This window comes from Streptomyces sp. NPDC005485 (genome assembly GCF_040606085.1).
In the GTDB taxonomy this organism is placed as follows: Bacteria; Actinomycetota; Actinomycetes; order Streptomycetales; family Streptomycetaceae; genus Streptomyces.
Window position 1 is genome coordinate 1 of sequence record NZ_JBEXDZ010000153.1, and the last position, 23126, is coordinate 23126.

Annotated in this window: 25 protein-coding genes; 16 read left to right on the plus strand and 9 right to left on the minus strand. The window is 69.0% G+C overall.

Features of this window, described 5'->3' with window-relative positions:
* Window positions 1–82: 82 nt before the first annotated feature.
* Window positions 83–1081, minus strand: a complete 999-nt coding sequence (locus ABZS97_RS35270) for an inorganic phosphate transporter (protein ID WP_356144592.1) — start codon at window positions 1079–1081, stop codon at window positions 83–85.
* A 7-nt stretch (window positions 1082–1088) separates the two neighbouring features.
* Window positions 1089–1709: a DUF47 family protein gene (locus ABZS97_RS35275; protein ID WP_356144594.1), complete on the minus strand. Its 621-nt coding sequence runs from the start codon at window positions 1707–1709 to the stop codon at window positions 1089–1091.
* A 224-nt stretch (window positions 1710–1933) separates the two neighbouring features.
* On the opposite strand from ABZS97_RS35275, the gene ABZS97_RS35280 reads away from it, so the two are divergent.
* The gene (locus ABZS97_RS35280; protein ID WP_356144596.1) at window positions 1934–2293 is read left to right on the plus strand and encodes a metal-sensitive transcriptional regulator; all 360 of its coding nucleotides are present in this window, start codon (window positions 1934–1936) and stop codon (window positions 2291–2293) included.
* Between the two features lie 81 nt (window positions 2294–2374).
* Here ABZS97_RS35280 and ABZS97_RS35285 read toward each other — a convergent pair whose 3' ends face one another.
* Window positions 2375–2572 (minus strand): hypothetical protein, encoded by a 198-nt coding sequence (locus ABZS97_RS35285; protein ID WP_356144598.1) that lies wholly within the window; start codon window positions 2570–2572, stop codon window positions 2375–2377.
* Window positions 2573–2727: 155 nt separating this feature from the next.
* On the minus strand, window positions 2728–3564 hold the full coding sequence (locus tag ABZS97_RS35290; protein ID WP_356144600.1) for a hypothetical protein: 837 nt from the start codon (window positions 3562–3564) through the stop codon (window positions 2728–2730).
* Window positions 3565–3681: 117 nt separating this feature from the next.
* Between ABZS97_RS35290 and ABZS97_RS35295 the strand changes: the two genes are divergently transcribed.
* Both ABZS97_RS35295 and ABZS97_RS35300 read left to right on the plus strand, forming a co-directional pair.
* The gene (locus ABZS97_RS35295) at window positions 3682–3855 is read left to right on the plus strand and encodes a hypothetical protein (RefSeq protein WP_356144602.1); all 174 of its coding nucleotides are present in this window, start codon (window positions 3682–3684) and stop codon (window positions 3853–3855) included.
* 100 nt (window positions 3856–3955) lie between these two features.
* Window positions 3956–5554 (plus strand): FAD-binding oxidoreductase, encoded by a 1599-nt coding sequence (locus ABZS97_RS35300; protein WP_356144604.1) that lies wholly within the window; start codon window positions 3956–3958, stop codon window positions 5552–5554.
* A gap of 210 nt (window positions 5555–5764) precedes the next feature.
* On the opposite strand, the gene ABZS97_RS35305 is transcribed toward ABZS97_RS35300, so the two are convergent.
* Window positions 5765–6469: a phosphatase PAP2 family protein gene (locus tag ABZS97_RS35305; RefSeq protein ID WP_356144606.1), complete on the minus strand. Its 705-nt coding sequence runs from the start codon at window positions 6467–6469 to the stop codon at window positions 5765–5767.
* A 229-nt stretch (window positions 6470–6698) separates the two neighbouring features.
* A complete protein-coding gene (locus ABZS97_RS35310; RefSeq protein WP_356144608.1) occupies window positions 6699–7706 on the minus strand; it encodes a bifunctional lytic transglycosylase/C40 family peptidase in 1008 nt (335 codons plus the stop codon).
* An 89-nt stretch (window positions 7707–7795) separates the two neighbouring features.
* Between ABZS97_RS35310 and ABZS97_RS35315 the strand changes: the two genes are divergently transcribed.
* Window positions 7796–8440 (plus strand): hypothetical protein, encoded by a 645-nt coding sequence (locus tag ABZS97_RS35315; RefSeq protein ID WP_356144610.1) that lies wholly within the window; start codon window positions 7796–7798, stop codon window positions 8438–8440.
* 19 nt (window positions 8441–8459) lie between these two features.
* Here the strand turns inward: ABZS97_RS35315 and ABZS97_RS35320 are convergent, their stop codons facing one another.
* Together ABZS97_RS35320 and ABZS97_RS35325 are read right to left on the minus strand one after the other, a co-directional pair.
* On the minus strand, window positions 8460–9218 hold the full coding sequence (locus ABZS97_RS35320) for a trypsin-like peptidase domain-containing protein (RefSeq protein ID WP_356144612.1): 759 nt from the start codon (window positions 9216–9218) through the stop codon (window positions 8460–8462).
* 115 nt (window positions 9219–9333) lie between these two features.
* Window positions 9334–9756: an ATP-binding protein gene (locus ABZS97_RS35325; RefSeq protein ID WP_356144614.1), complete on the minus strand. Its 423-nt coding sequence runs from the start codon at window positions 9754–9756 to the stop codon at window positions 9334–9336.
* A 198-nt stretch (window positions 9757–9954) separates the two neighbouring features.
* On the opposite strand from ABZS97_RS35325, the gene ABZS97_RS35330 reads away from it, so the two are divergent.
* The 11 genes from ABZS97_RS35330 to ABZS97_RS35380 all read left to right on the plus strand — a co-directional run bounded on the left by ABZS97_RS35330 (window position 9955) and on the right by ABZS97_RS35380 (window position 21558).
* On the plus strand, window positions 9955–10800 hold the full coding sequence (locus ABZS97_RS35330) for a helix-turn-helix transcriptional regulator (RefSeq protein WP_356144616.1): 846 nt from the start codon (window positions 9955–9957) through the stop codon (window positions 10798–10800).
* 11 nt (window positions 10801–10811) lie between these two features.
* A complete protein-coding gene (locus tag ABZS97_RS35335; RefSeq protein ID WP_356144618.1) occupies window positions 10812–11000 on the plus strand; it encodes a DUF397 domain-containing protein in 189 nt (62 codons plus the stop codon).
* Window positions 10993–11241, plus strand: coding sequence for a DUF397 domain-containing protein (locus tag ABZS97_RS35340; protein ID WP_356144620.1), 249 nt, complete (start codon window positions 10993–10995; stop codon window positions 11239–11241). Before ABZS97_RS35335 ends, ABZS97_RS35340 begins: the two co-directional genes overlap by 8 nt.
* Window positions 11242–11429: 188 nt before the next feature.
* Entirely contained in the window at window positions 11430–12227 is a 798-nt protein-coding gene (bla, locus tag ABZS97_RS35345; protein ID WP_356144621.1) for a class A beta-lactamase, read from the plus strand.
* 247 nt (window positions 12228–12474) lie between these two features.
* Complete coding sequence (locus tag ABZS97_RS35350) at window positions 12475–13839, plus strand: S53 family peptidase (RefSeq protein WP_356144622.1); 1365 nt, start codon at window positions 12475–12477, stop codon at window positions 13837–13839.
* A gap of 439 nt (window positions 13840–14278) precedes the next feature.
* Window positions 14279–14587, plus strand: a complete 309-nt coding sequence (locus ABZS97_RS35355) for a hypothetical protein (protein WP_018527881.1) — start codon at window positions 14279–14281, stop codon at window positions 14585–14587.
* Between the two features lie 178 nt (window positions 14588–14765).
* Window positions 14766–15620, plus strand: coding sequence for a hypothetical protein (locus ABZS97_RS35360; RefSeq protein WP_356144625.1), 855 nt, complete (start codon window positions 14766–14768; stop codon window positions 15618–15620).
* Window positions 15610–16956 (plus strand): hypothetical protein, encoded by a 1347-nt coding sequence (locus ABZS97_RS35365; protein WP_356144627.1) that lies wholly within the window; start codon window positions 15610–15612, stop codon window positions 16954–16956. The genes ABZS97_RS35360 and ABZS97_RS35365 overlap by 11 nt, the downstream gene beginning before the upstream one ends.
* Window positions 16953–18512, plus strand: coding sequence for an SCO6880 family protein (locus ABZS97_RS35370; RefSeq protein WP_356144629.1), 1560 nt, complete (start codon window positions 16953–16955; stop codon window positions 18510–18512). The genes ABZS97_RS35365 and ABZS97_RS35370 overlap by 4 nt, the downstream gene beginning before the upstream one ends.
* Window positions 18513–18578: 66 nt before the next feature.
* A complete protein-coding gene (locus ABZS97_RS35375; protein WP_356144631.1) occupies window positions 18579–20003 on the plus strand; it encodes an ATP-binding protein in 1425 nt (474 codons plus the stop codon).
* Between the two features lie 22 nt (window positions 20004–20025).
* Window positions 20026–21558: a type IV secretory system conjugative DNA transfer family protein gene (locus ABZS97_RS35380; RefSeq protein ID WP_356144633.1), complete on the plus strand. Its 1533-nt coding sequence runs from the start codon at window positions 20026–20028 to the stop codon at window positions 21556–21558.
* Window positions 21559–21643: 85 nt separating this feature from the next.
* Here ABZS97_RS35380 and ABZS97_RS35385 read toward each other — a convergent pair whose 3' ends face one another.
* Window positions 21644–22195, minus strand: coding sequence for a GNAT family N-acetyltransferase (locus ABZS97_RS35385; protein WP_356144635.1), 552 nt, complete (start codon window positions 22193–22195; stop codon window positions 21644–21646).
* A 72-nt stretch (window positions 22196–22267) separates the two neighbouring features.
* Here ABZS97_RS35385 and ABZS97_RS35390 point away from each other — a divergent pair, with 72 nt between their 5' ends.
* Window positions 22268–23029 carry a CDP-alcohol phosphatidyltransferase family protein gene (locus tag ABZS97_RS35390; protein ID WP_356144637.1) on the plus strand — a complete coding sequence of 254 codons (762 nt, stop codon included), beginning with the start codon at window positions 22268–22270 and terminating at the stop codon, window positions 23027–23029.
* Window positions 23030–23126 lie beyond the last annotated feature (97 nt).

Consider the following 23126-nt stretch of genomic DNA (forward strand, 5'->3'; position numbering starts at 1 on the left):
TCGGGGGCAGAGCCCCCGAGTACGGGACGGGTAGGGGCGGAGGGGGCGAAAACCCCGTAGGGCCCACCCCCAGCACCCACCCCTACAGGAACGCCAGGTTCACGACCCAGAAGCTGGCGGCAGCCACCAGCGCTGCCGCGGGCATCGTGATGAACCAGCCCAGGATGATGTTCTTCGCGACACCCCACCGCACGGCCTTCACACGCTTCGTCGCCCCGACGCCCATGATCGCGGACGTGATGACGTGAGTCGTCGAGATCGGCGCCTTGAAGATGAACGCCGTGGCGAACATGATCGACGCCCCCGTCGTCTCCGCGGCGAACCCCTGCGGCGGATCCAGCTCGATGATCTTGCGACCGAGCGTCCGCATGATCCGCCAGCCACCCGCATACGTACCGAGCGACAGCATCAGCGCACAGGCGATCTTCACCCACACCGGGATCGGGTCGTCGGCACCCTGGACGTCCCCGATGACCAGGGCCATCACCACGATGCCCATCGTCTTCTGGGCGTCCTGAAGACCGTGCCCGAGCGCCATACCGGCCGCCGACACCGTCTGCGCGATACGGAAACCGCGCTTGGCCTTGTGCGGGTTGGACCGCCGGAACAGCCACATGATCGCGCACATCACGAGATAACCGGCGATCAGACCGACCACCGGCGAGATGAACATCGGGATGACGACCTTGTCCAGGACGCCGGACCAGATGACGTCCGTACCGCCCGCGAGCGCCGCGCCCACCATGCCGCCGAACAGCGCGTGCGAGGAGGACGAGGGAAGACCGAAGTACCAGGTGACGAGGTTCCAGACGATCGCGCCGATGAGGGCGGCGAACAGGATCCCCATCCCCTTGGAGCCGTCGGGTGTCTCGATCAGGCCCTTGCTGACCGTGTGCGCGACCCCGCTGCCCAGGAACGCACCGGCGAGGTTCATCACGGCTGCCATCGCGAGCGCGGCCCGCGGCGTCAGCGCGCGCGTAGAGACCGAGGTCGCGATCGCGTTCGCCGAGTCGTGGAAGCCGTTGGTGTAGGTGAAGCCGAGCGCGACGGCGATCGTCACGACCAGCGCAAAGGTGTCCATGAAAGGGTCAGGACTCCTTGACCGCGATGGTCTCCACCGTGTTCGCCACGTGCTCGAACGCGTCCGCCGCCTCTTCCAGCACGTCCACGATCTGCTTGAGCTTGAGTACCTCGATGGCTTCGTACTTGCCGTTGAAGAGGTGGGCCAGCAGCTTGCGGTGGATCTGGTCGGCCTGGTTCTCCAGGCGGTTGACCTCGATCCAGTACTCCGTGAGGTTGTCCATGGTGCGAAGGTTCGGCATGGCCTCGGCGGTCAGCTCGGCCGCGCGGGCGAGCACCTCGATCTGCTGCTCGACACCCTTCGGCAGCTCCTCCACGTTGTAGAGGACGACCAGGTCGACGGCCTCCTCCATGAAGTCCATGATGTCGTCGAGGGACGACGCGAGGTTGTAGATGTCCTCACGGTCGAACGGCGTGATGAACGAGGAGTTCAACTGGTGGAAGATCGCGTGCGTGGCGTCGTCACCGGCGTGTTCCGCGGCCCGCATACGCTCTGCGATCTCGGCCCGGCCGGCGGTGTCCGCCCCGAGCAGTTCCATGAGGAGCTTCGAGCCCGTGACGATGTTGTCCGCGGAGGCGGAGAACATGTCGTAGAAGCTCGTCTCCCTGGGGGTCAGACGAAAGCGCACAAGGGGTCCTCGGGGTGCATCGGTTTCGGTCAGGCTGATGCTAGGCGCATCATCCGGCCACGGCTAATGGGCCGTCCCCCAGTGTCGCCCATCAGGCAGAGTGATCGACACGGGGGCGGTACGGGGTCCGGCCAGGGCCGTCACCAAGAGCCATATACCCTGCGAAGTTCGATACCATATACCCACCAGGGGTATCTGTCGGTACCCGATACGAGGAGGACGCCATGACGACCACCGAGGCCGACGCGACGGCGCCCTCCGAGGGCCCGGCCCAGGAGCTCGTGACCGACCACGACCGGGGAGTCCACGGCTACCACAAGCAGAAGGACGAGCACCTGAAGCGGCTGCGCCGGATCGAGGGCCAGATCCGCGGCCTGCAGCGCATGGTCGACGAGGACACCTACTGCATCGACATACTCACCCAGGTCTCCGCCTCCACGAAGGCCCTGCAGTCCTTCGCGCTCCAGCTTCTGGAGGAGCATTTGCGCCACTGCGTCGCCGACGCCGCGGTCAAGGGCGGCACCGAGATCGACGCGAAGGTCGAGGAGGCCACGAAGGCCATCGGGCGACTGCTGCGCACGTGAGTGACGCGTATGCGAGAGGCGCGTACATGAGAGGCGGGGCGTGGCGGGGGCCCGGCCACGCCTGGTGCGTGGAGGTTCGGCCTACCGCGTGCCGGTGTCCCCGGGCGGGGACTCGTGGGCGCGCTCTTCGGCCACTTTCAGCACCTCGTCGATGCTCTCAAGGCTGAGCCGGTCCTCACGGGCGGCCGAGGCCGCGATGATCAGGTCGCCGCACAGCTCGATCTCGGCGAGGGCCACGTGGTCCTGAACTGCCGTACCGCCGACCGGAGCCACGTGCATCACCTCTTCCTGCCGTCACCGACTTCCTAGAGTAGGGAGCGGCCTACGCACCGCGCATGGCACGGAAGGGCCATTTCCAGCCCCCCAACTCCTCCTACGCCTCCCCCACCGCGGCTACCCTCGACCGCTTCCCGTACTCCCTCCCTGTCCCGCCCCTACTCCGCGATCTTCCCGGCGTAGATGTCCCGGGCCCGCGGCAGCCGTACGTCCGCGCGGACCCCGAAGTCGTACAGCAGCGTCGTCGAGGCGACCGCGACGGTGCCCTTCTGCTGTCCGTTGACGAAGCTGAAGCGGTGCCGGACCTTGCGGATGCGCCCCTGCTCGTCGAGGTAGGCGTCGAACGGCACTTGGGCGGTGGCGAACCCTTTCGCCGCCGCCCCCAGCGCGTTCCGGTTGCCCTTCGACGCACTCCGCGCGGCCACGGTCAGATCGGCGGTGCCGCGGTAGTGCCGCACCGGCGTCCCGGCCACCTCTGTCTTCCCGATGTACGTCGCCGTCCGCGCCCCCCGCAGCAACTCGGCGGCGGCGAACGGGTCGGTGGCGCCGCCCGTCACCAGGTTCCCGTCGGAGAGGCCGGCCGTGTCGACGCGCACCCACTTGTCGGCGGGCACACCCGCTCCCCTGTTCTTCATGAACAGGGCGCCCGGGGCGAGGAGTTCGGTGATCGGCCGATGCTCGCTGGTGCCCGCCGGGTCCTGCGGCAGCAGCACCTTCATCCGGCCCAGCTGCTTCGTGTAGTCGTACACACCCGCGCCGCGAATGGTGACGCGGGTACCGCCGGTGGCCATCTCCATCGACGTACGGGCCTTGGAACTGCCCGCCCGCACCAGGGTGTCGGCGGCCCGGTGCAGGGCGTCGACGGGAGCGGCTGCGGCGCGCGCGTCCTCGCCGCCGTCCCCGCCGCCCGCGCATCCGGTGGCGCAGATCATGAGCCCCGCCGCGGCCGCGCGGACCGCTGCGCCCGTACGCCGCCTGTGCTGCTGCCCCACCATCGCCTGCCGACCCCCAGCCGGTCCGTACCGGGTCCTTCCGTTGTCCGGTTAACGACGAGTAGGGGCCACCGTCACGCGGGCACGAATCGTTCACTTGCCTTGGGTAACGTTGTCGGTGTGGCGCAGCACGACGAGGTCGACACCTCCGCGGAACACCGGACGACGACGATCGAGCAGGGGCGCTTCTGCCTGGCCCGCTGCACCTGCGGCTGGCGCGGCCCGGCCCGCCGGGCGCGGAGCCTGGCGAGAGCGGACGCGGAGGGACACGACGGGCTGAGCCCCGGGGCCTGATACCCCCCGGTGTCGTGGAGGTTCCGGGAAAGTCCTCTTGGAACCCCTGGGACCGGAGACTCGTCTCGTTCCACGGGAACCAACAGGAGGCGGGGCGCACATGCAACGGCGTACGTTCATCGGCGGCGCGGCGGCCGCGATCGCGACGGCGGCCACGTCCGCGTGCAACGGCGACGACGCCGGCGGCAAGGCGGCGGGAGCCGGCGAGACCACCGGCACGACGACCGCGACAGCGACCCGTACGTCGACCCACACGTCCGCCACCGGCGCGAGCACCGGCACCCGTGCCGCCGCCGCGAACCTGAGCGCCCTGGCCAGGGACCTGGACGGCGCCCTGATCCGGCCGGGCGACCGCGCCTGGGCGGCGGCCCGCCAGCTGTACAACACCCGCTTCGACTCCCTGAAGCCCACGGCCGTCGCGTACGTCGCGCACGCGGACGACATCCGCACGACGCTGGCGTACGCACACGCCCACGACGTGAAGGTGTCGATCCGCAACGGCGGCCACTCGTACGCGGGATGGTCCTCCGGGAACGGCCGGCTCGTTCTCGATGTGTCCAAGCTGAACAAGATCCGGGCGAGCGGCGGCACGGCGGTCGTCGGCGCCGGTTCCAAGCTGATCGACGTCTACCGCGCCCTCGCCGCGCAGGGCGTGACCATTCCCGCGGGCTCCTGCCCCACCGTCGGCGTCTCGGGTCTGACCCTCGGCGGCGGCCACGGTGTGGTCTCCCGCGCGTACGGCCTGACCTGCGACAGCCTCACGCAGGCGACGCTGATCACGGCCGACGGCAAGCAGCTCACCGCGAACGCCACGGAGAACAAGGATCTCTTCTGGGCACTGCGCGGCGCGGGCAACGGCAACTTCGGTGTCGTCACCGAGCTGCGCTTCAAGACCCACCCGGCGCCGCAGGCCGTCTCGGCGTACATGACCTGGCCCTGGGCGAAGGCCGCCGCCGTGATCAAGGCCTGGCAGGAGTGGGGCCCCAACCAGCCGGACGAGATCTGGTCCTCGTGCCACCTCGCGAACGCGGCCGGGGGGACGCCCACGATCTCCATAGCCGCGTTCTCGCTCGGCACGTACGGCGAACTCCAGAACGCGGTGGACCGCCTGGCGGACAGGATCGGCGCCCCGGCGCGCAGCGTCTCGCTCAAGCGCCGCTCGTACGAGGACTCGATGGAGGTGTACGCGGGCTGTTCGTCCTTCGCCACGGACGCCCAGTGCCACCTGCCGGGTTCGACACCGGGCCGCTCCCCGCAGGGTGCGCTGGGCCGCGAGACGTACGCGGCCCGCTCGGACTTCTTCGACGTCTCGCTGTCGGCCGCCGGCATCCAGACCCTGATGAAGCAGATGACGACGGTACGGGGCGGCGCGGGCAGCATCGCCCTGACGGCGCTCGGCGGGGCGGTCAACCGGGTCTCACCCACGGCGACGGCCTTCGTGCACCGCCGCTCGCGGATGCTCGCCCAGTACATCGTCTCCTGGCAGGCGGGCACCTCCGGCACGACCGGCCAGTCCTGGCTGACCGCAGCCCACACCGCCATGGAGCCCTACGCCTCCGGCGCCGCCTACCAGAACTACACCGACCCCACCCTCACCAACTGGCGCGAGGCCTACTACGGCCCCGCCGCCTCCCGCCTGAAAACCCTGAAGAACCAGTACGACCCAAACCGCTTCTTCACGTTCCCGCAGGCGCTGTAGGGGGTTCAGCCCGTCCGCCGCTTGATCTTTCAGCCCGTCCGGCGCTTGAGAACACCCCACCATCCCCCACCCACCCGATGGGGGCGCATTTCAGCCCGTCCGGCGTTTGAGGACGAGGCCGTTCAGGCCGAAGCGGGGGAAAGGGGGCGCAGCCCCCAGGTCAACGGGAAGGGTAGGGGCGGAGGGGGCGAAAAACCCTCCGGCTCAGCCCTACGCGGCGAGATCCCGCTCCTCGGCAGACGCCCCCGCCCGAGCCCCGGGAATCGCCGCCTCCTGCCCCACAGGCACGGCACCCCGCGCCCGAACCAGCCACCCCACCCGAGGCGACCGCTCCACCGCTTTGGCCACCGGCGTCAGCAGAAGCATCGCGAGCGGCGACAGCAGCAGAGCAACCGCCGTGCCGAGCGCGAACCCACCCACGACATCCGTCGGATAGTGCACGCCCATGTACACCCGGCAGAACCCCTCAAGCAGCGCCAGCCCGATCCCCACCAGCCCGAACTTCCGGTTCGCGACGAACAGCGCGACCCCCATCGCCATGGTGAGCGTCGCGTGATCGCTCACGAACGAGAAGTCGCTCTTGCCGCTGACGAGCACGTCGAGCCCCTGATGGTCGACAAAGGGCCGGGGCCGCTCCACGAACCCCCGTATCGGCACGTTCACGAGCACAGCGATCCCGGCGGCGAGCGGCGCCCACACAAGCCCGGCCACGGAAGCCGCCGCGCCCTCGTCGCCCCGGCGCCGCACGGTCCACCAGCACCACAGCACGAGCAGCACCATGGCGAGCAGCAGCCCGTACTCACCGACGAACTCCATGACACGGTCGAACCAGCGCGGCGCGTCCTTGGCCAGGCCATTGATGTTGTAGAGCAGCTCGACGTCGGGGTTCGAACCGGATTCGGCGAGTCCAGCCATGGTGCTGCGGCCCCTTCGTCGTCATGTTCTCGCGGGCGCACCTTTCGCGCGCCGCTCGTCCCACCCCCGTGGTCGTAGATCCGCGTCGAAGACTCGCCCCTACGTGAACGTCTACTGAAAAGGAACGCACGGCTTCCTTCAATACGTTCCACACTCCACCGAATGATCACGCAGACGTTATCGAAGAGAGACACATTGCCGCAGCTCAGGGGGTGGGTTCACGGTGGGTTCACACCGTGGTGGGCAATGCTTTCGCGCCATCTTCGGTGACCCGGGTCGCCCCGAAGTAGTCGGGGGTGTCGATGGAGTCGAAGCGGATGACGGCGCCCGGTTTCGGCGCATCAATCATGTATCCGCCGCCGACATAAATCCCCACATGCCGGATGGCCCGGGAATTGGTGAGGTCGTCCGAGAAGAACACGAGATCCCCCGGAAGCAGCTCTTCCCGCTTGGGGTGCGGCCCGGCGTTGTACTGGTCGTTGGCGACCCGCGGCAGGGCGACCCCGACGGCGTCGTACGCGGCTTTTGTCAGCCCGGAGCAGTCGAAGCGTCCGCCCTGGTCGGAGGTGCCGTTGCCACCCCAGAGGTAGGGGGTGCCGAGCTTCTTCTGCGCGTAGTAGATCGCTCCGGCCGCCTGTTTCGAGGGGTCCACCCGGGTCACGGGCGCGGCGAAGCTCTTCTCCAGACTCGTGATCGTCTTCACGTAGTTCTGGGTTTCCCGGTACGGCGGTACGCCCCCGTACTTGATGACGGCGTACGCCCCCGCGTTGTACGCGGCGAGCATGTTCTCCGTCTGGTTGCCGGGCGCGTCCTTCACGTACGAGGCGAGCTTGCAGTCGTACGACGCGGCCGACGGAATCGCGTCATTGGGGTCCCAGACATCGCGGTCCCCGTCGCCGTCGCCGTCGATTCCGTGCGTGGCCCAGGTCCCCGGAATGAACTGCGCTATTCCCTCCGCCTTCGCCGGGCTCTTGGCGTTCGGATTGAACCCGCTCTCCTGATACAGCTGGGCGGCCAGCAGCGCCGGATTGATGGCGGAGCACAGGTTGCCCCACTTCTGCACGACCGTCTGGTACGCGGCCGGTACGGCGCCCTTGGCGAGCGCGACGGCACCCTGCCCGACCCCGCCCGCGAGGTTCCCCGCGACCATGTAGACGCCGACGACGAGCAGCATCACGAAGCCGACCCCTGCCGCGGCGGCAGCGGTCGCTACGATCCATGCCCTACGCACCGTCAACCGCCCCTCGCCGACCAGGAGTCCGCCGACCGTCAGTGTAGAGGCGGCCCGGGCACTCCGGGACGATCATCCACAAGGAGAAACCGCACGTGGCGACCCCGCCCCAGCACCCGAACGCGTCTCAGGGCAACCCCTACGCCCCGCAAGGCGATTACGCGCCAAACCAGGCCGCGTACGGCCAGAACCCGCCGTACGGGCAGAACCCGTACGCACAGGGACAGCCGCAGCCCGGGCAGCCGCAGTACGCGCAGGGACAGCCCCAGTACGCGCAGGGACAGGTCCCGCCGCAGGCCGGCTATGTCCACAACCCGAATCCGTACGGCCAGCCGGGCGCCGCCGCCCCGACGACTCCCCCCTGCCGTATCTGCGGGGCGCAGCCGGCCGGTGACGTGACGATTCGTCAGCACACGGGGCTGCTGGTCGCGATGCGGTTCTCCAAGATGGAGGGCCCGCTGTGCCGCTCGTGCGCGACCTCGGTCCACCGTGACATGACGACGAAGACGCTGGCGGGCGGCTGGTGGAGCGTGGGCTCGATCATCTTCTACGTCTGGTTCACCCTGCTGGCGAACCTGCACGCCCACTCGAAGATCAAGAAGCTGCCGCAGCCGACCCCGTCGCCGACGGGTGTCGTGCTCGACCCGGGAAAGCCGGTCTGGCAGCGCCCGCTCGCGTATGTGTGGCTGCTCCTGCCGCTGGGCTGGATCGCCGCGTTCGTCGCCAACCAGGCGAACTAGCGCCTGTCGGCCGCCGGCTTCAACTCCTGTCGGCCGCCGCACTGTACAGCGCGGCGGCCTCGTCCCCGAGGACGACGCTGTAGGAGATGTCGGCGGTGCTCCCGCCCTGCTCGTGCCCGCCGAGGATCCCGACGACCGCGCCGTCGCCGTTCACCCAGGGGCTTCCGCTGGTGCCGCCGGTGAAGTCGGGGCATTCGATGCGCTGCTGGCTGGAGCTGTGCACGGTGGGCTTGTTGGTGCAGGTGATGGGCGTGTCGAGGGTGTTGGGGTAGCCGGTGACGGTGACGGCGGTGGCCCCGGTCGTGCGGTGGGTGGCGAAGGCGTTGCCCCCGACGACGTCCTCGACGCTCTCGCCCTCGTCGTCGTCGGCAACGACGGCGAAGGCGACGTCACTGTCCTCGTCCTGCGCCCCGGTCCACGCGTCGCCGAGGTAGGTCCTCTCGACCTCCCACACGCCGTACGGCGCCTTCCCGTCCCGGTAACCGGGCGCGAACCGGAGCTTTCCGCCTCCGTCCACGCAGTGCGCGGCGGTGACGATCAGGTCCCGCCCCTTGCTGTGCACGACCGAGGCCGTACAGAAGTGCCCGTCCGCGAGATGCCCCCGGAACAGGGCCCCTACCCGGGCGCTCGCCGAGTTCGCGGCGGCCTGCACGGTCACGCCGAAGGGGCCCGGCCCGTCATCCGCCGCCGCCAACGAGGACGACGTCGCCGCCAGCAGCAGGACGGCGCCGAAGGCCGCGTACCGGTGGGTTCCAGTGAGACGCGTGAGGTGCTTCATCACTCAGCACTGTGACCCACGAGGGTGAGAAAAAACCTCGGACGGGCTTGGAGGACGCTGAGAATTCACTGTGCCGACCCATGAGCCGCCCGGATCACGCTCCGATCACACCCCATCACCGTAGGCCACCCCACTGACACTCGGCCCAGAGCAGCTTGCCGTCCTGGGTGGCGGCCGCGCCCCACGCGTCGGCGCAGGCCCGCACCAGGTGCAGACCGCGGCCGTGCTCCTCGGTGTCCGCGGGCCGCGGGGGTACGCCGGGGTCGCCGAAGCCGGGCGGGAGGAGCGGATCGGAGTCCCATACGGCGATACGGAGGCGGTCGGAGCCCTCGGCGTGGACGCGGAGGGCGTACGGGCCGGTGGTGTGGAGATGGGCGTTGGTGAGGAGTTCCGAGGCCAGCAGCTCGGCGGTGGGGGTGAGCCCGGTCAAGCCGTGCGCGGCGAGGACGGTACGGAGGGTTGCCCGGGCGATCCCCGGTGCGCGTGGATCGTGCGGGAGTTGAAGGGTGTAGGCCCAGGTGGGGGATACGGTGGCCATCGGAAGTCTCCGATCACGGAGGGGAGTTGAGTGGTCTCACTGCGGTGCCCAGTGACCAGGCCGCTCCGTCGAGCGGGGTGCTTCTGGGTGACATGGCGCCTGAGAAGAAGCTAGCGCTAAGTTGTAAGTTCTTAGACCCAGATACCTGAAGTGCTTCAGGGTTCATACGTGTGGGTGACAGGGAGAACGACGGTGGCCATGAGAGGAACCCCCACGGGGCGTCAACTCCGGCTGGGGGCCGAACTCCGCAAGCTGCGCGAGCGGTCCGGCCTGACGTCCACACAGGCGGCACAGCTACTCGGCATCAAGCAGAACCAGGTCAGCAACATCGAGGCCGGCCGTCATGGCGTAAGTCCAGACCGCCTGCGCACCATCGCCTGCCACTACGACTGCTCGGACAAGGCTCTTGTTGAGGCGCTCGCGGGCATGACCCCTGGTCGCAAGCGGGGGTGGTGGGAGGAGTACCGCGAGCTGTTGCCCGCCGCCCTCCTGGACCTTGCGGAACTCGAACATCACGCCACGCGGCTGCGTACCGCCGTGACCGTGCACATCCCAGGTCTCTTCCAGACCACGGAGTACGCCCGCGAGATCTTTCGTCAGGCCGTACCAGAACTCCCGCCGCCGGATGTGGAACACCGGGTGACGTTCCGGGTCAAGCGGCAGGCCATCCTCTTCCGGGTCCCCCCGACCCCGCACCAAGTGATCATTCACGAGGCCGCCCTGCGCATGAAGTTCGCCGGGCCGGATGTGACCCGAGAGCAGCTCAAGTACTTGCTGGACATGAACGAGCGGGACCACATCGCCATCCATGTCATCCCGTTCGACTCGAACGTCTTCCCCGGCTCCGGCCAGTCGATCTACTACGCCGAGGGGCCCGTACCGCTCCTCGACACCGTGAACCTCGACCAGTCGCACGGCCCGGTGTTCCTCGACGCCGAAGCCCAGCTGGACAAGTACCGCGTACTGCTCGACCGCATGGAGTCTGCAGCCCTCGCCCCTGATGAGTCGCAGGCGTTCATCCACAACATCCTCAAGGACCGGTGAAGGAGCCCGAGATGCCCACACTCGATTGGCAGAAGTCGTCGTACTGCCCAGAAGGAAACTCCTGCGTGCACGTCGCCGCCGCCCCCGGTGCCATCCAACTCACCGAAACCGCCGACCCCGGCGAAGCAATACTGAAGGCGGCCCCCGCCGCCTTCCGCACCCTCCTCCGCACCCTCAAGAAGGAAAGCCCCCGTGGCTGAAATCCCCCCGAACCTCGACTGGGTCCGCGCCGCCCCCGACGACGCGACCGGCCCCGGCCCCTGGATCGAGCTGGCCTTCGGCGAAGGCGAGGACGGCGACGCCCCGGTCTACATCCGCGAGACCAGCGACCCGGACAACGTGGTGACCACGAACCGCCGGAAGTGGGACGCCTTCGTACTCGGCGTACAGGCAGGCGAGTTCGACCACTTCGTCGAGGGGCTGACGGACCAGGAGAGGTGACCGTCGGGTGAAACCAGCGCCCCCACCGAGATCGTCCCTGCCCAAAAGGCAGGGACGACAGAAGGAGACGGACGATCTCAGGCACCGAAAAGACCAAGCTGACCCGCCGCACCCTCCTCGCAGGAGGCGCCGCCACCACTCTCGCGCTCACCGCAGGTCAAGCGCACGCAGGCACCCGTAGCGGGGGCGTGAACGCCCTGCTGCGCGAGCTCGAGGAGCAACACGGCGCCAGGCTGGGCGTGTTCGCGTACGACCTCGGGACGAAGGTCACCGTGAGGCACCGCGCGGCGGAACGTTTCCCCATGATGTCGGTGTTCAAGACACTGGCCGCGGCGGCCGTCCTCAGGGATCTCGACCGGGACGGCGAGACGCTCGCCAAGCGGATCTTCTACACGCAGGCGGACCTGGACCGGGCGCAGGGCTCCCCGGAGACGGGCAAGCACCTGGCCGAGGGCATGACCATCGCGGAACTCTGCGCGGCGGCGATCTGCCAGAGCGACAACGCGGCGGGGAACCTGCTGCTGCGCGAGCTCGGCGGCCCCGCGGCGGTGACCCGCTTCTGCCGCTCTACCGGCGACGGCACGACGCGGCTCGACCGCTGGGAGCCGGACGTCAACACGTGCGAGCCGTGGCGGGCGGAGGACACCACGACCCCGGCCGCGATCGGCCGCACGTACGGCCGTCTGGTCCTCGGCAGCGCGTTGAACGGACCGGACCGTGAACGCCTGACCGGCTGGCTGCTGGCCAACACGACCAGCGGCGAACGCTTCCGCAAGGGCCTGCCGAAGGACTGGACGATCGCCGACAAGACGGGTGCCGGCGCCTATGGCTCCAACAACAACGTGGGCATCGCCTGGACGCCGGACGGTACCCCGATCGTGCTGGCCGTCCTCACCACCAAGCCGGAAGCGACCGCCGCCCCGGACAATCCGCTGATCGCAGAGACTGCTGCCGTACTCGCGCAGGCGGTGACCCGGCCCTCGTAAACCCCCCAACAGTTCCTGTGAGTTGGGTCAAGGCAACGTCAGCTTCCAGCCATCGAGCTGCCATTGATCGGTAACGCGGAATCCTGCGTTCAGTAAGCCGGGGGTCAGGATTCCGGATCACTCTTGTTGTCACGTACTCAACAAGGTCAAGGTCTACGCGGGTCACAGACCCGGCCCGCCGGGTCCACACAGCGCCCGGCGGGTGGCACCCGCACTGCCCCTGTCCACAACTCTCAGGAGCTGTACGTTGCGTACCGAAACCCCCCACAGCGCCCCCGCCAACAGACGTCCCATACGCGCCGGTTGGCGTCGAATAGGCTCCGCGGCCGCCGCCACCGCCGCCCTGCTGGTCGCCGGACTCGGCACGGCTGTCGACGCCAGTGCCGCACCGGCCGTCACGCCGTCCGCCGCGGCCAAGGCCGCCTCCTCCAAGGTCACTTGGGCCCCGGAAGGCTGCGCCACGCCCAAGAAGAAGGGCGACCTGACCTGCAACGCGCTGCGCGTCACGGGTGGCGTCACCGCCTTCCAGAAGGAGCAGGCGAAGAAGAAGGGCGTCACGGCGAAGGCCGTCTCACCGAAGGCGGCCTCCGTCACCCCCACCGGCTACGGCCCGAGTGACCTCCAGGACGCCTACGGCCTGACGGACGCCGCGTCCTCCAACGGTTCCGGCGAGACCATCGCGATCGTCGACGCGTACGACGACCCGAACGCCGCGGCCGACCTCACGGCCTACCGCTCGTACTACGGCCTCCCGGCGTGCACCACCGCCAGCGGCTGCTTCAAGAAGGTCAGCCAGACCGGCTCGACGACCTCCCTCCCCACCGCCGACAGCGGCTGGGCCGGTGAGATCTCGCTCGACGTCGACATGGCCAGCGCCATCTGCCCGAACTGCAAGATCCTGCTCGTCGAGGCCAAGTCGTCCTCCATGGCCAACCTCGGCACGGCCGTGAACGAGGCCGTTTCGCTCGGCGCGAAGTTCGTCTCCAACAGCTACGGCGGCTCGGAGTCCTCCTCCGACACGTCGTACGACTCCTCCTACTTCAAGCACGCCGGCGTCGCCATCACGGTCAGCGCGGGCGACGAGGGCTACGGCGCCGAGTACCCGGCCGCCTCCCGCTACGTCACCGCCGTCGGCGGCACCGCCCTCTCCACCAGCTCCAACTCCCGCGGCTGGACCGAGAAGGTCTGGAACACCAGCAGCACCGAGGGCACCGGCTCCGGCTGCTCCGCGTACGACACCAAGCCGACCTGGCAGACCGACACCGGCTGCACCAAGCGCATGGAGTCCGACGTCTCCGCCGTCGCCGACCCCGCCACCGGCGTCTCGGTCTACGACACCTACGGCGCCGACGGCACCAGCTGGAACACCTACGGCGGCACCAGCGCCTCCGCCCCGATCATCGCCGGCGTCTACGCCCTCGCGGGCACCCCGGGCACCAGCGACTACCCGGCCCAGTACCCGTACAACGCGGCCGGCACCTCCGCCCTCAACGACGTGACCAGCGGCAGCAACGGCACCTGCACCACCAGCTACTTCTGCACCGCGAAGTCGGGCTACGACGGCCCGACCGGCTGGGGCACGCCCGAGGGCCTCGACGCCTTCACCGGCTGATCCGAGCCAACCTCCGGGAAGATGCGGGCCGCGGCGACCAGCCGCGGCCCGTTCGCCGTGTCCGGGATAGCCTTCACCCGGAGAACACCGGCTCGACCGCCGACTCGACCACCCGCCCGACCACCCGTCAGAAACAGGGATACGGCCGGGTCGTGGCCGTAGAAGGGGTTAACGACGGAACCACACCACAGGTTCCGGTTCGACCTCATTGCCCGGCGTGACCTGCCGTGATACACAGAGTGACCATACGACTCTTCGTAAACCGATCCGCACTCCCGTGAGGGTTCCGTGTGGACCGGCGACCAGGTATTCGTACGAAACCCGCCAACCAATGACGCCAAGTCGACATACGGCAGCGTCATTGTCGGCGAGAATGGGCCCGACCTCTGCGCACCGTGGGCAGAGGGGGCAGAACTACCCACTAGGGGCGGTGACTTACATGCTTCTTGCAGCCGAAAAGGGCGACATCACCACGATCATCGGCGGGATCGCCCCGGACTGGGGCCCCTTCGGCAGCCTGGGCAACGAGGCGCGCGTGATGATCGAGGTCGTGATGGCGGTCGCCATCCTGCTCTGCCTCGGCATCGCGATCTGGGGCGCGGCCAAGCAGCGCATCGGCGCCACGGCCCTGCGCGACACCTTCAGCGCCGAGCAGGGCAAGGGCCTCATCATCGCGGGCCTGACCGGAGTCTTCATCATCGGCTCCCTCGGCACGCTCTTCACCATCGTGTACGGCATGGCCGTGTAGCCCGGCCGCCGGCAGCACCCGGATCCCCCTGCTCCCCTTCAACCCACCCGTCCGTCGTGCCCACCGGCTGAGGTTGCGTTTCCCTGATGTCGAGTCACCACACCGCGCCCGCGCGGCGGCCAGCACGGCTACCGTCGTACTACGCGGTTCACCAAGAGGTCGAGGGGGCGTACGCGGCATGAGTCTCGGCGACGAGCCCGGATACGGCGACACCTCGCGCGACGACGAAGGGGGCTACGGCGGCTCCGGCCAGACCCGGACCCGCCTCCCCGACCGCGGCGGCGACCCCTACGGTGGCGCCCGGCGCGGCCGGTCCTCCTCCCGCAGCCTGGTCACCGTGGTCGGTGTGGTCGTCCTGCTGATTGCGGCCATCGCCTTCGCGAACCGCGGCGGCGACGACGACTCCTCTTCGGGCAGCGACAGCACCAACAAGACCAAGACCTCGGCCACAGCACCTTCCGGCGAGCGCCCGGTGGATTCAAAGGTCGCCGGAATCCCGTCGGGCTTCGCCCACAGCGAGCAGGGGGCGGGGAGCGCGGCGGCGAACTATGGCGTGGCCCTGGGTTCCACAGGCATGTTCGCCACGGACCAGCGGCACGCGCTCGTCAATGCGGTGTACGCACCCGAGGTCGCCGCCGCTCGACAGTCGGACCTCGACAAGGCCTACTCCAGCGAGGGGTTCCTGACCAACATCGGTCTGAACAAGGACGGGTCCGCGCCCAACGGCCAGACTTTCGTCTCGCGGATCATCCCGGTGGGTACCAAGGTCACATCGTTCAGCGCCACCAACAGCACGGTCGAGCTCTGGTACACATCGCTCTTCGGTCTGTCCGGAGAGGGTTCCACCAACCCTGTCTCCGAGAGCTGGTTCACGACGACGTACCAGCTGAAGTGGATCAATGGTGACTGGAAGGTCGCCGACTTCACGCAAAAGGATGGGCCGGTTCCGGTCGGACGCGACCAGAAGGCCTCCACTGCTGACGACATGACCAAGGCTGTCGAAGAGTACGGAGGGTTCACGTATGCCCGCTAAACGACGCGTACTCAAGGTTGCCGCTGCCGTCACGGCCCTCCAGACCACCGCGGTACTGATGGCCACGCGTGCCTTCGCCGCCCCGACTCCTTCACCGTCGCCCTCCAAGAGCAATGACCCTTGCGACCTCATCCGGGGGCCCGCCAAGGACTACTGCGAACGCGGCAACAACAAATCCGGCTCCGGCGTAACCGGCAACAACGACCCCACCAGCACCCTCGACCCCCTCTCCTCCCTGGCAAAGGGCTGCGCGGAGGCGGCCTCCTGGACGGTCGACAAGCTCAGCGAAGCCGTGAAGGACACGGCGAACGTGGACTTCACGAACCAGAAGTTCCTCCAGCAGTACGCCGTGGTCTTCGCCGCGTCGACGATCCTGACCCTGCTGCTGTGGCTGCTGGCCGTGGCCAAGAGGGCGGTGCGAGGCGTCCCCCTCACCATCGCGCTGTCGGAGGCGATCGGCTTCCTCTGGCTCACCGTCCTGGCCTCGGCGTTCACCCCGCTGATCCTGTACACGGTCGTGTCCGCGACCGACGGCGTCACCGAAGTCCTCGCGAAGACGACCGGCAACCAGACGGACACCTTCTTCGGCACGTTCTCCGAAGCGCTGAAGAAGAACACGGACATCGGCGGCGGCCCGATCATGCTGATCGTGGTGTCGCTGGTGTCGATCCTCGCCGCAGGCGTGCTCTGGCTGGAGCTGGTGATCAGAGCCGCGCTGCTGTACGTCGGCGCGCTCCTCGGCACGGTCGTGTACGCGGGGCTCGTCGACAAGAACCTGTGGGGCCACGTCCGCCGCTGGGCGGGCATCATGATCGCGGTGATCCTGGTGAAACCGGTCATCGTCATCGTGCTGGGCCTGGCCGGCGCCCTGTCCGCGGACGACGGACCCGACGCCTTCTCCGCCGTGGTCTCCGGCCTCGCCATCATCCTGCTCGCCATCTTCGCGAGCGCGATGATCTACCGCTTCGTCCCGGGCTTCGGCGACGAGATCGCGGGCTCCCGCAACAACCGCATCATGCAGGGCGCCGAGGGCAAGGCCGCGGCCGTGATCAGCTCCCCGGCGACCCTGGTCGCGCAGGGCATCAAGACCCACAGCTCCCGCGCGGACAACAACGGCGGCGGGGGAGGCGGTGGCGGCAACCAGCGGCCCACCAACCCCGCGTCCGGCGGCGTGGCCGCTCACAGCACACGTACGCCCACGGGTGGCGGCGGATCTGTCCCCTCCGCCGCACCCCCGCCGCGCAGCAGCCCGGCGAACACACCGCACGCGAGCAACAGCCGCAACGGCAGTACCGGTACCAACAGAAGCAACCGCACGGGAGGTGAAGGGCGTTGACGACCGAGTCCCACGTGTCCCATCCGGTCACGCCCCGCCGTACATATCTGATCGGCCGCGCCCGGCCGAACGCGATCGTCGGCAGGAACCGCGAGTCCGGCGAGATCGCGCTGATCATCGTGGGCGCGTTCCTCGGCATGATGTGCGGGCTCCTCGTCCCCGTCCTCTTGTTCCGCATCGTGCTGCTGATGGGCTTCCCGCTGGTCGCCCTCGCCGCGGTGTACGTCCCGTACAAGCGGCGGACGTTCTACAAGTGGTTCGAGATCAACCGCAGTTACAAGCGCAGCCTGCGCAAGGGCACGGCGTACCGCAGCAACGTCATGGAGGCGGGCACCCGCGTCGACGGCCGCGAGGTCGAGATCGGTCCGCCGCCCGGCATCGGCCGGATCAGCTGGCTCGCCGCACCCTTCGGGCCCGACGAGATCGCCGTACTCCTGCACGCCGACCGGCGCACGGTCACGGCCGCGCTCGAGATCGAGGGCCCGGGCGTCGGCCTGCGCGACAGCGAGGACCAGGAGGCCCTCGTCGACCGCTTCGGCACACTGCTGAAGCACGTCGCGAACGGCGACGGCTTCGTCACCCGCATCCAGATGCTCGCCCGCACCCTCCCCGCCGACCCGGACGCCCACGCCAAGGACGTCTCCGTACGCGGGGACGACCGGTCCCCCGGCTGGCTGCAGAAGTCGTACGACCAGCTCCAGTCCATGGTGTCGACCAGCAGCGAGCAGCACCGCGCCTACCTCGTCGCCTGCATGCACTACTCGCGCGAACTGGCCGCCGAGGCACAGGCGATGGCCCGTGCGGCGCGACCGCAGGGCGGCCGGAAGATCGACCGGGACGCGGGACTCGCCGTCGTCATGGCGCGCGAGCTGACCGACATCTGCTCGCGGCTGCAGGAAGCCGACATCCGCGTACGACAGCCGCTGGGCCAGGGGCGGTTGGCGTCCCTCGTGCACTCCATGTACGACCCGGACCACCCCATCGACCACATCCAGGCGATGACGAAGCGGAACGCCTGGCCGGCCGAGCTCGACGCGATGGAGCCGACGTACCTCCAGGCGAAGACCCGCGAGTCCTCCACGCGCGCGCCCTGGTGCCACTCCACGGCCTGGGTGAAGGAGTGGCCGATGACCCCGGTCGGCGTCAACTTCCTTGCCCCGCTGCTGGTTCACACCCCGGACGTCATCCGCACGGTCGCCGTCACGATGGACCTCGAACCCACCGAGATCGCCATCGAGCGCATGCTGACCGAGAAGACGAACGACGACGCGGAAGCGTCCCGCGCCGCCAAGATGAACCGCACCGTCGACCCGCGCGACATCGCCTCGCACAACCGCCTGGACCAGCGCGGTGAGGACCTCGCGAGCGGCGCCGCCGGCGTCAACCTGGTCGGCTACATCACCGTCTCCTCACGCTCCCCGGAGGCCCTGGCCCGCGACAAGCGTACGATCCGTGCCTCCGCCGGCAAGTCGTATCTGAAGCTGGAGTGGTGCGACCGCGAGCACCACCGCGCCTTCGTGAACACACTGCCGTTCGCGACCGGAATCCGCAGGTAGGGGCCGACTTTCTGATGGGGCCGATGTTCTTGATGGGGCCGATGTTCTGATGGGGCTGATGATCTGATGCGGGATCCGCTGACCGCCGCCACCGACGCCTTCACGTCCTTCCTCTTCGGCAAGATCGAGACCACCCGGCTTCCGGTGCGTACGTCGACGGGCCAGGCCCAGGCGGTCTACCTGCCGACCGCCGCACCCGGCCTCGGCGACTCCGGCGTCATCATCGGACGCGAGGTGTACTCCGGGAAGGGCTACATCTACGACCCCTTCCAGCTGTACGGCCAGCAGCTCCCGGCCCCGCACTGGCTGGTCCTCGGCGAGTCCGGCAACGGCAAGTCGGCGCTGGAGAAGACGTACGTCCTAAGGCAGTTGAGGTTCCGCGACCGTCAGGTCGTCGTCCTCGACGCACAGGGCGAGGACGGCGTCGGCGAATGGAACCTCATCGCGGAAGAGCTGGGGATAACCCCCATCCGGCTGGACCCGACGGCGGCCCTGGACATGGGGATCCGCCTCAACCCCCTGGACCCGGCGATCACGACGACCGGACAGCTGGCGCTGCTCCGGACCATCATCGAGGTCGCGATGGGCCACGGCCTCGACGAGCGCTCCGGCTTCGCGCTCAAGGTCGCGCACGCGTACGTGAACGAGACGATCCTCGACCGCCAGCCCGTCCTGACCGACATCGTGGAGCAACTGCGCCACCCGGAACCGGAGTCGGCCGAGGCGATGAACGTCGCCATAGACGACGTACGGGCCTGGGGACTCGACGTCGCCCTGGTTCTGGACCGACTGGTCGACGGCGACCTGAGGGGCATGTTCGACGGCCCCACGACGGTCGGCATCGACCTGGACGCGCCCCTTATCGTCTTCGACCTCTCCCACATCGACCGCAACTCCATCGCCATGCCCATCCTGATGGCGATCGTCGGCGTGTGGCTGGAGCACACCTGGATCCGCCCCGACCGCAAGAAGCGCATCTTCCTGGTCGAGGAGGCGTGGCACATCATCAACAGCCCCTTCGTCGCCCAACTCTTCCAGCGTCTGCTGAAGTTCGGCCGACGGCTCGGTCTGTCGTTCGTGGCGGTCGTCCACCACCTGTCGGACGTGGTGGACGGTGCGGCGGCCAAGGAGGCGGCCGCCATCCTGAAGATGGCCTCGACCCGGACGATCTACGCCCAGAAGGCGGACGAGGCGAGGGCGACGGGACGGGTGATCGGCCTGCCCCGGTGGGCGGTGGAGATCATCCCGACCCTGACCCCCGGCATCGCGGTCTGGGACGTCAACGGCAATGTCCAGGTGGTCAAGCACCTGATCACGGAGACCGAACGCCCCCTCGTCTTCACCGACCGCGCCATGACCGAGTCCTCCGTCGACCACCTCTCCGACGACGCCCTGCACGCAGCCGAGCTGGAGGCGGAGGAGCGCGCGGCGGCCTTCATGGAGCAGCATCTCAGCGATCTCGACGACTCGTCCGAGTCCACGGTGGCGTGAGAGCGGAGAGCGGGGACCTGAGATGAGACCGGACGAGCGCGGGCGCGACCGCCGCCATGATCAGCGCCGCGAGGCCCGCCGCGAGGGCGAAGGGGGCATCCCCGACGGCCTGTTGGTCGGGTTCCTCGCCTTCCTCCTCGGCATGACCCTGATGGTGTGGTCGGCCACGGGCCTCGCGGGCTGGTTCGCCCAGGGCACCTGGCCCGACCACGTCACCTTCGCGCGCACCCCCTTGGCCATGCACCACCTGATCGGCCAGCCGCACGACGTCCCCGGCGCCTGGCCGGACACCCCCAAGACCCAACTGTCCGGCTACGGCCTCTTCTGGGGCCTGTTCATCGGCCAGCTGATGGTGCTGTTCGTCCTGACGGTGTTCACGATGGGCACGGTGGCGAGATGGCGAGCGGTCAGAAGGCGTGGCCTTTCAGCCCGTCCGGCGTTTGAGGACGAGGCCGTCCAGGCCGACAGCGGGGGGAAAGGGGGCGCAGCCCCCAGGACAACGGGACGGGAAGGGGCGGAGGGGGCGAAAGAAGTCCCCACCCCTCACGAACAGCCCGCGCCTGCACCAGCCCCATCCCCATCCCCAGCCCCAGTCCCTCAGCCCGAGCCCCAACTACAGGTCCCCGCCCCCCGAGGCCCCGTCCTCCTCGGCCCCGCCGAGACCCGGCACCCGGTGGCCATCCAGGCCGTACGGGACGCCGAGGGCCCCGTCCTGGTCGTCACCTCGAACCCGACGGTCTGGTCGGAGACCAAGGACGCGAGAGCCAAGCTGGGCCCCGTCCTGCTCTACGACCCCACGCACCTGTGCGACACCCCGGCCCGCCTCCACTGGTCCCCGGCCACGGGCTGCGAGGACAAGGCGACGGCCGTGGCAAGGGCGGCGGCGCTGCTCGCACCGGTGCGCCCCGGCGCCAAGGTGGACCAGGCGATGGCAGACGTCGCGGAAACGCTCCTGCGGAGCTATCTCCACGCCGCCGCGGTGGAGGGCAGGGCGTTCCGCCACGTCCACCGCTGGGCACAGGGCACCCAGGTCCAGGACGCCGTACGAACCCTCCGTACGAACCCCAAGGCCGCGTCCGGAGCTGCCGGCGAACTGGAGGCGGCGCTCACCTCGCACCCCGAACGGCGCGACATAGCGCAGGAGTTGACGGCTCGCGCGCTGTCCGCCCTGTTCACGGTCAACATCCGGGAATCCTGCACATCGAATCGAACTGACACCCTCGCCTTGGATTCCTTTGTCAACGAAGGGGGCACGCTTTATGTGGTCGGTGAACCCATCGAGGACCCCAAGGCGAACCCCGGCGCGATGCCGCTCCTGACGGCCCTCGCCTCAAGCGTGGTCGAGCGTGGCCGGCGCATGGCCGAACGGTCATCCTCCGGTCGCCTCGACCCACCACTTACGCTCGTCCTGGACGACGTGGCGGCGGTGGCTCCGCTTCCCCAGCTGCCGGAGCTGCTGTCCGCCGGCCCTGACCGGGGCCTGCCGACGCTGGCCCTGCTCCGCTCCCGGGAACAGGGCCGGGCGCGCTGGCCGCAGTACGAGCTACCGGTGTAGCACCGCCCCGGTACGACGGCAGGGACTGCGACGGCAGGACTTACGAGGCCCGGACCGACGAGGCCCGGACCTACGAGGCCCGGACCTACGACGGCAGGATCGCGAACTCCAGCTCCAGCGAGCTCTCGTCGCCGGGTACGGGAGCGGTGCCGCCGGTCGCGGCGAACCCGGTCCGGCGGTAGAACGCCTCGGCGCGCGAGTTCTTCTCGTGCACGAAGAGCCGGACCCGCTCCAGGCCCATCGCCCAGGACCACTCAAGGGCGGCGTCGAAGAGCGCCCCGGTGATCCCGTTCGCGCTCCCGCGGTGCTCCGGCCGTACGAACACCCCCACCACATGCCCCTGGCGCTGCTCGACCGGCTGCCCGAAGGGGTCCTGCGTCCCGGCCTCCTCGACCAGCACGATCGCGGTTCCGGCCCACACCCCGTCGGGCCCCACGGCGACGAACTGCTGCCGCTCAGTCGTCCCGACCGCCGCGCCCGCCGCCCGCTCCTGCCAGTACGCGTCCGCTCTGGCGATGGCGTCCTCGTACGTCTCCAGGAACGCCAGGTGGGCAACCGGGTCCTTCAGTGCGGCCAGCCGGAGTTCCTTCACGGCGGGCCATTCCTCGGAACGTATGGAGCGGATCACGTGGTTCATACAGGCCACCGTAATATCCAGGTGCTACACCGCCACTCCATTATTCGCAGAGAGAAGCAGGGAGATTCCTGCATGCCCAAGCCCACGCTCGAAGAACTCCGTCACGTCATCCACCCCCCGGGGAAACTGGACAGCCGCGCGGAACACTGGGCAGGCCGCCTCTACATGCGCTCGATCTCCCTGCGCGTGACCCGCCACATGCTCGGCACCCGGCTCTCGCCGAACCAGATCACGGCCGTCATGGTCGTCGCGGGCGTCCTCTCCGGAGTCGCCCTGATCCTGCCGGGCCTGGGCGGCGCCGTACTGTCCGTCGTCTTCATGCAGTTGTATCTGCTGCTCGACTGCGTGGACGGCGAAGTCGCCCGCTGGCGCAAGCAGTTCAGCCCGCTAGGCGTCTACCTGGACCGCCTCGGCGCCTACCTCGCCGACGCCGCCGTCATGGTCGGCATGGGCTGGCGCGCCGCCGAACTCGGCCTGGACCTCTATCTGGTGGCCGGCCTCGCGGCCGCCATCGGCGTCCTTCTCCTCAAGTCGTCCTCCGACCTCGTGCACGTGGCCCGGTCGGACAGCGGCATGGAGAAGGCCACCGACCAGTCCGTCGTTCCTCGCTCCAGCGGCCTGGCCCGGATCCGCCGTATCGCCTCGGCTGTCCAACTGCACCGCCTGGTCAACGGAATCGAGTGCACGATCCTGCTGCTCATCACCGCGATCATCGACCTGTCCCTCGGCGACCTGACGGCCACACGGATCGCAACGGTCGCCGTCACGGCGATCACCTGGCTTCTGGTCCCGGCACACATCGTGTCGATCGTGGCGTCGTCGCGCCTGAAGTAGCTCTGAAGCGACACCGGTAACGGCGGTGGTCCCCGGCTCACGCCACGGCACCGGCCTCGTGGTCACCGCCGGCGCGCTGCTGATCCTCAGCGTGGTC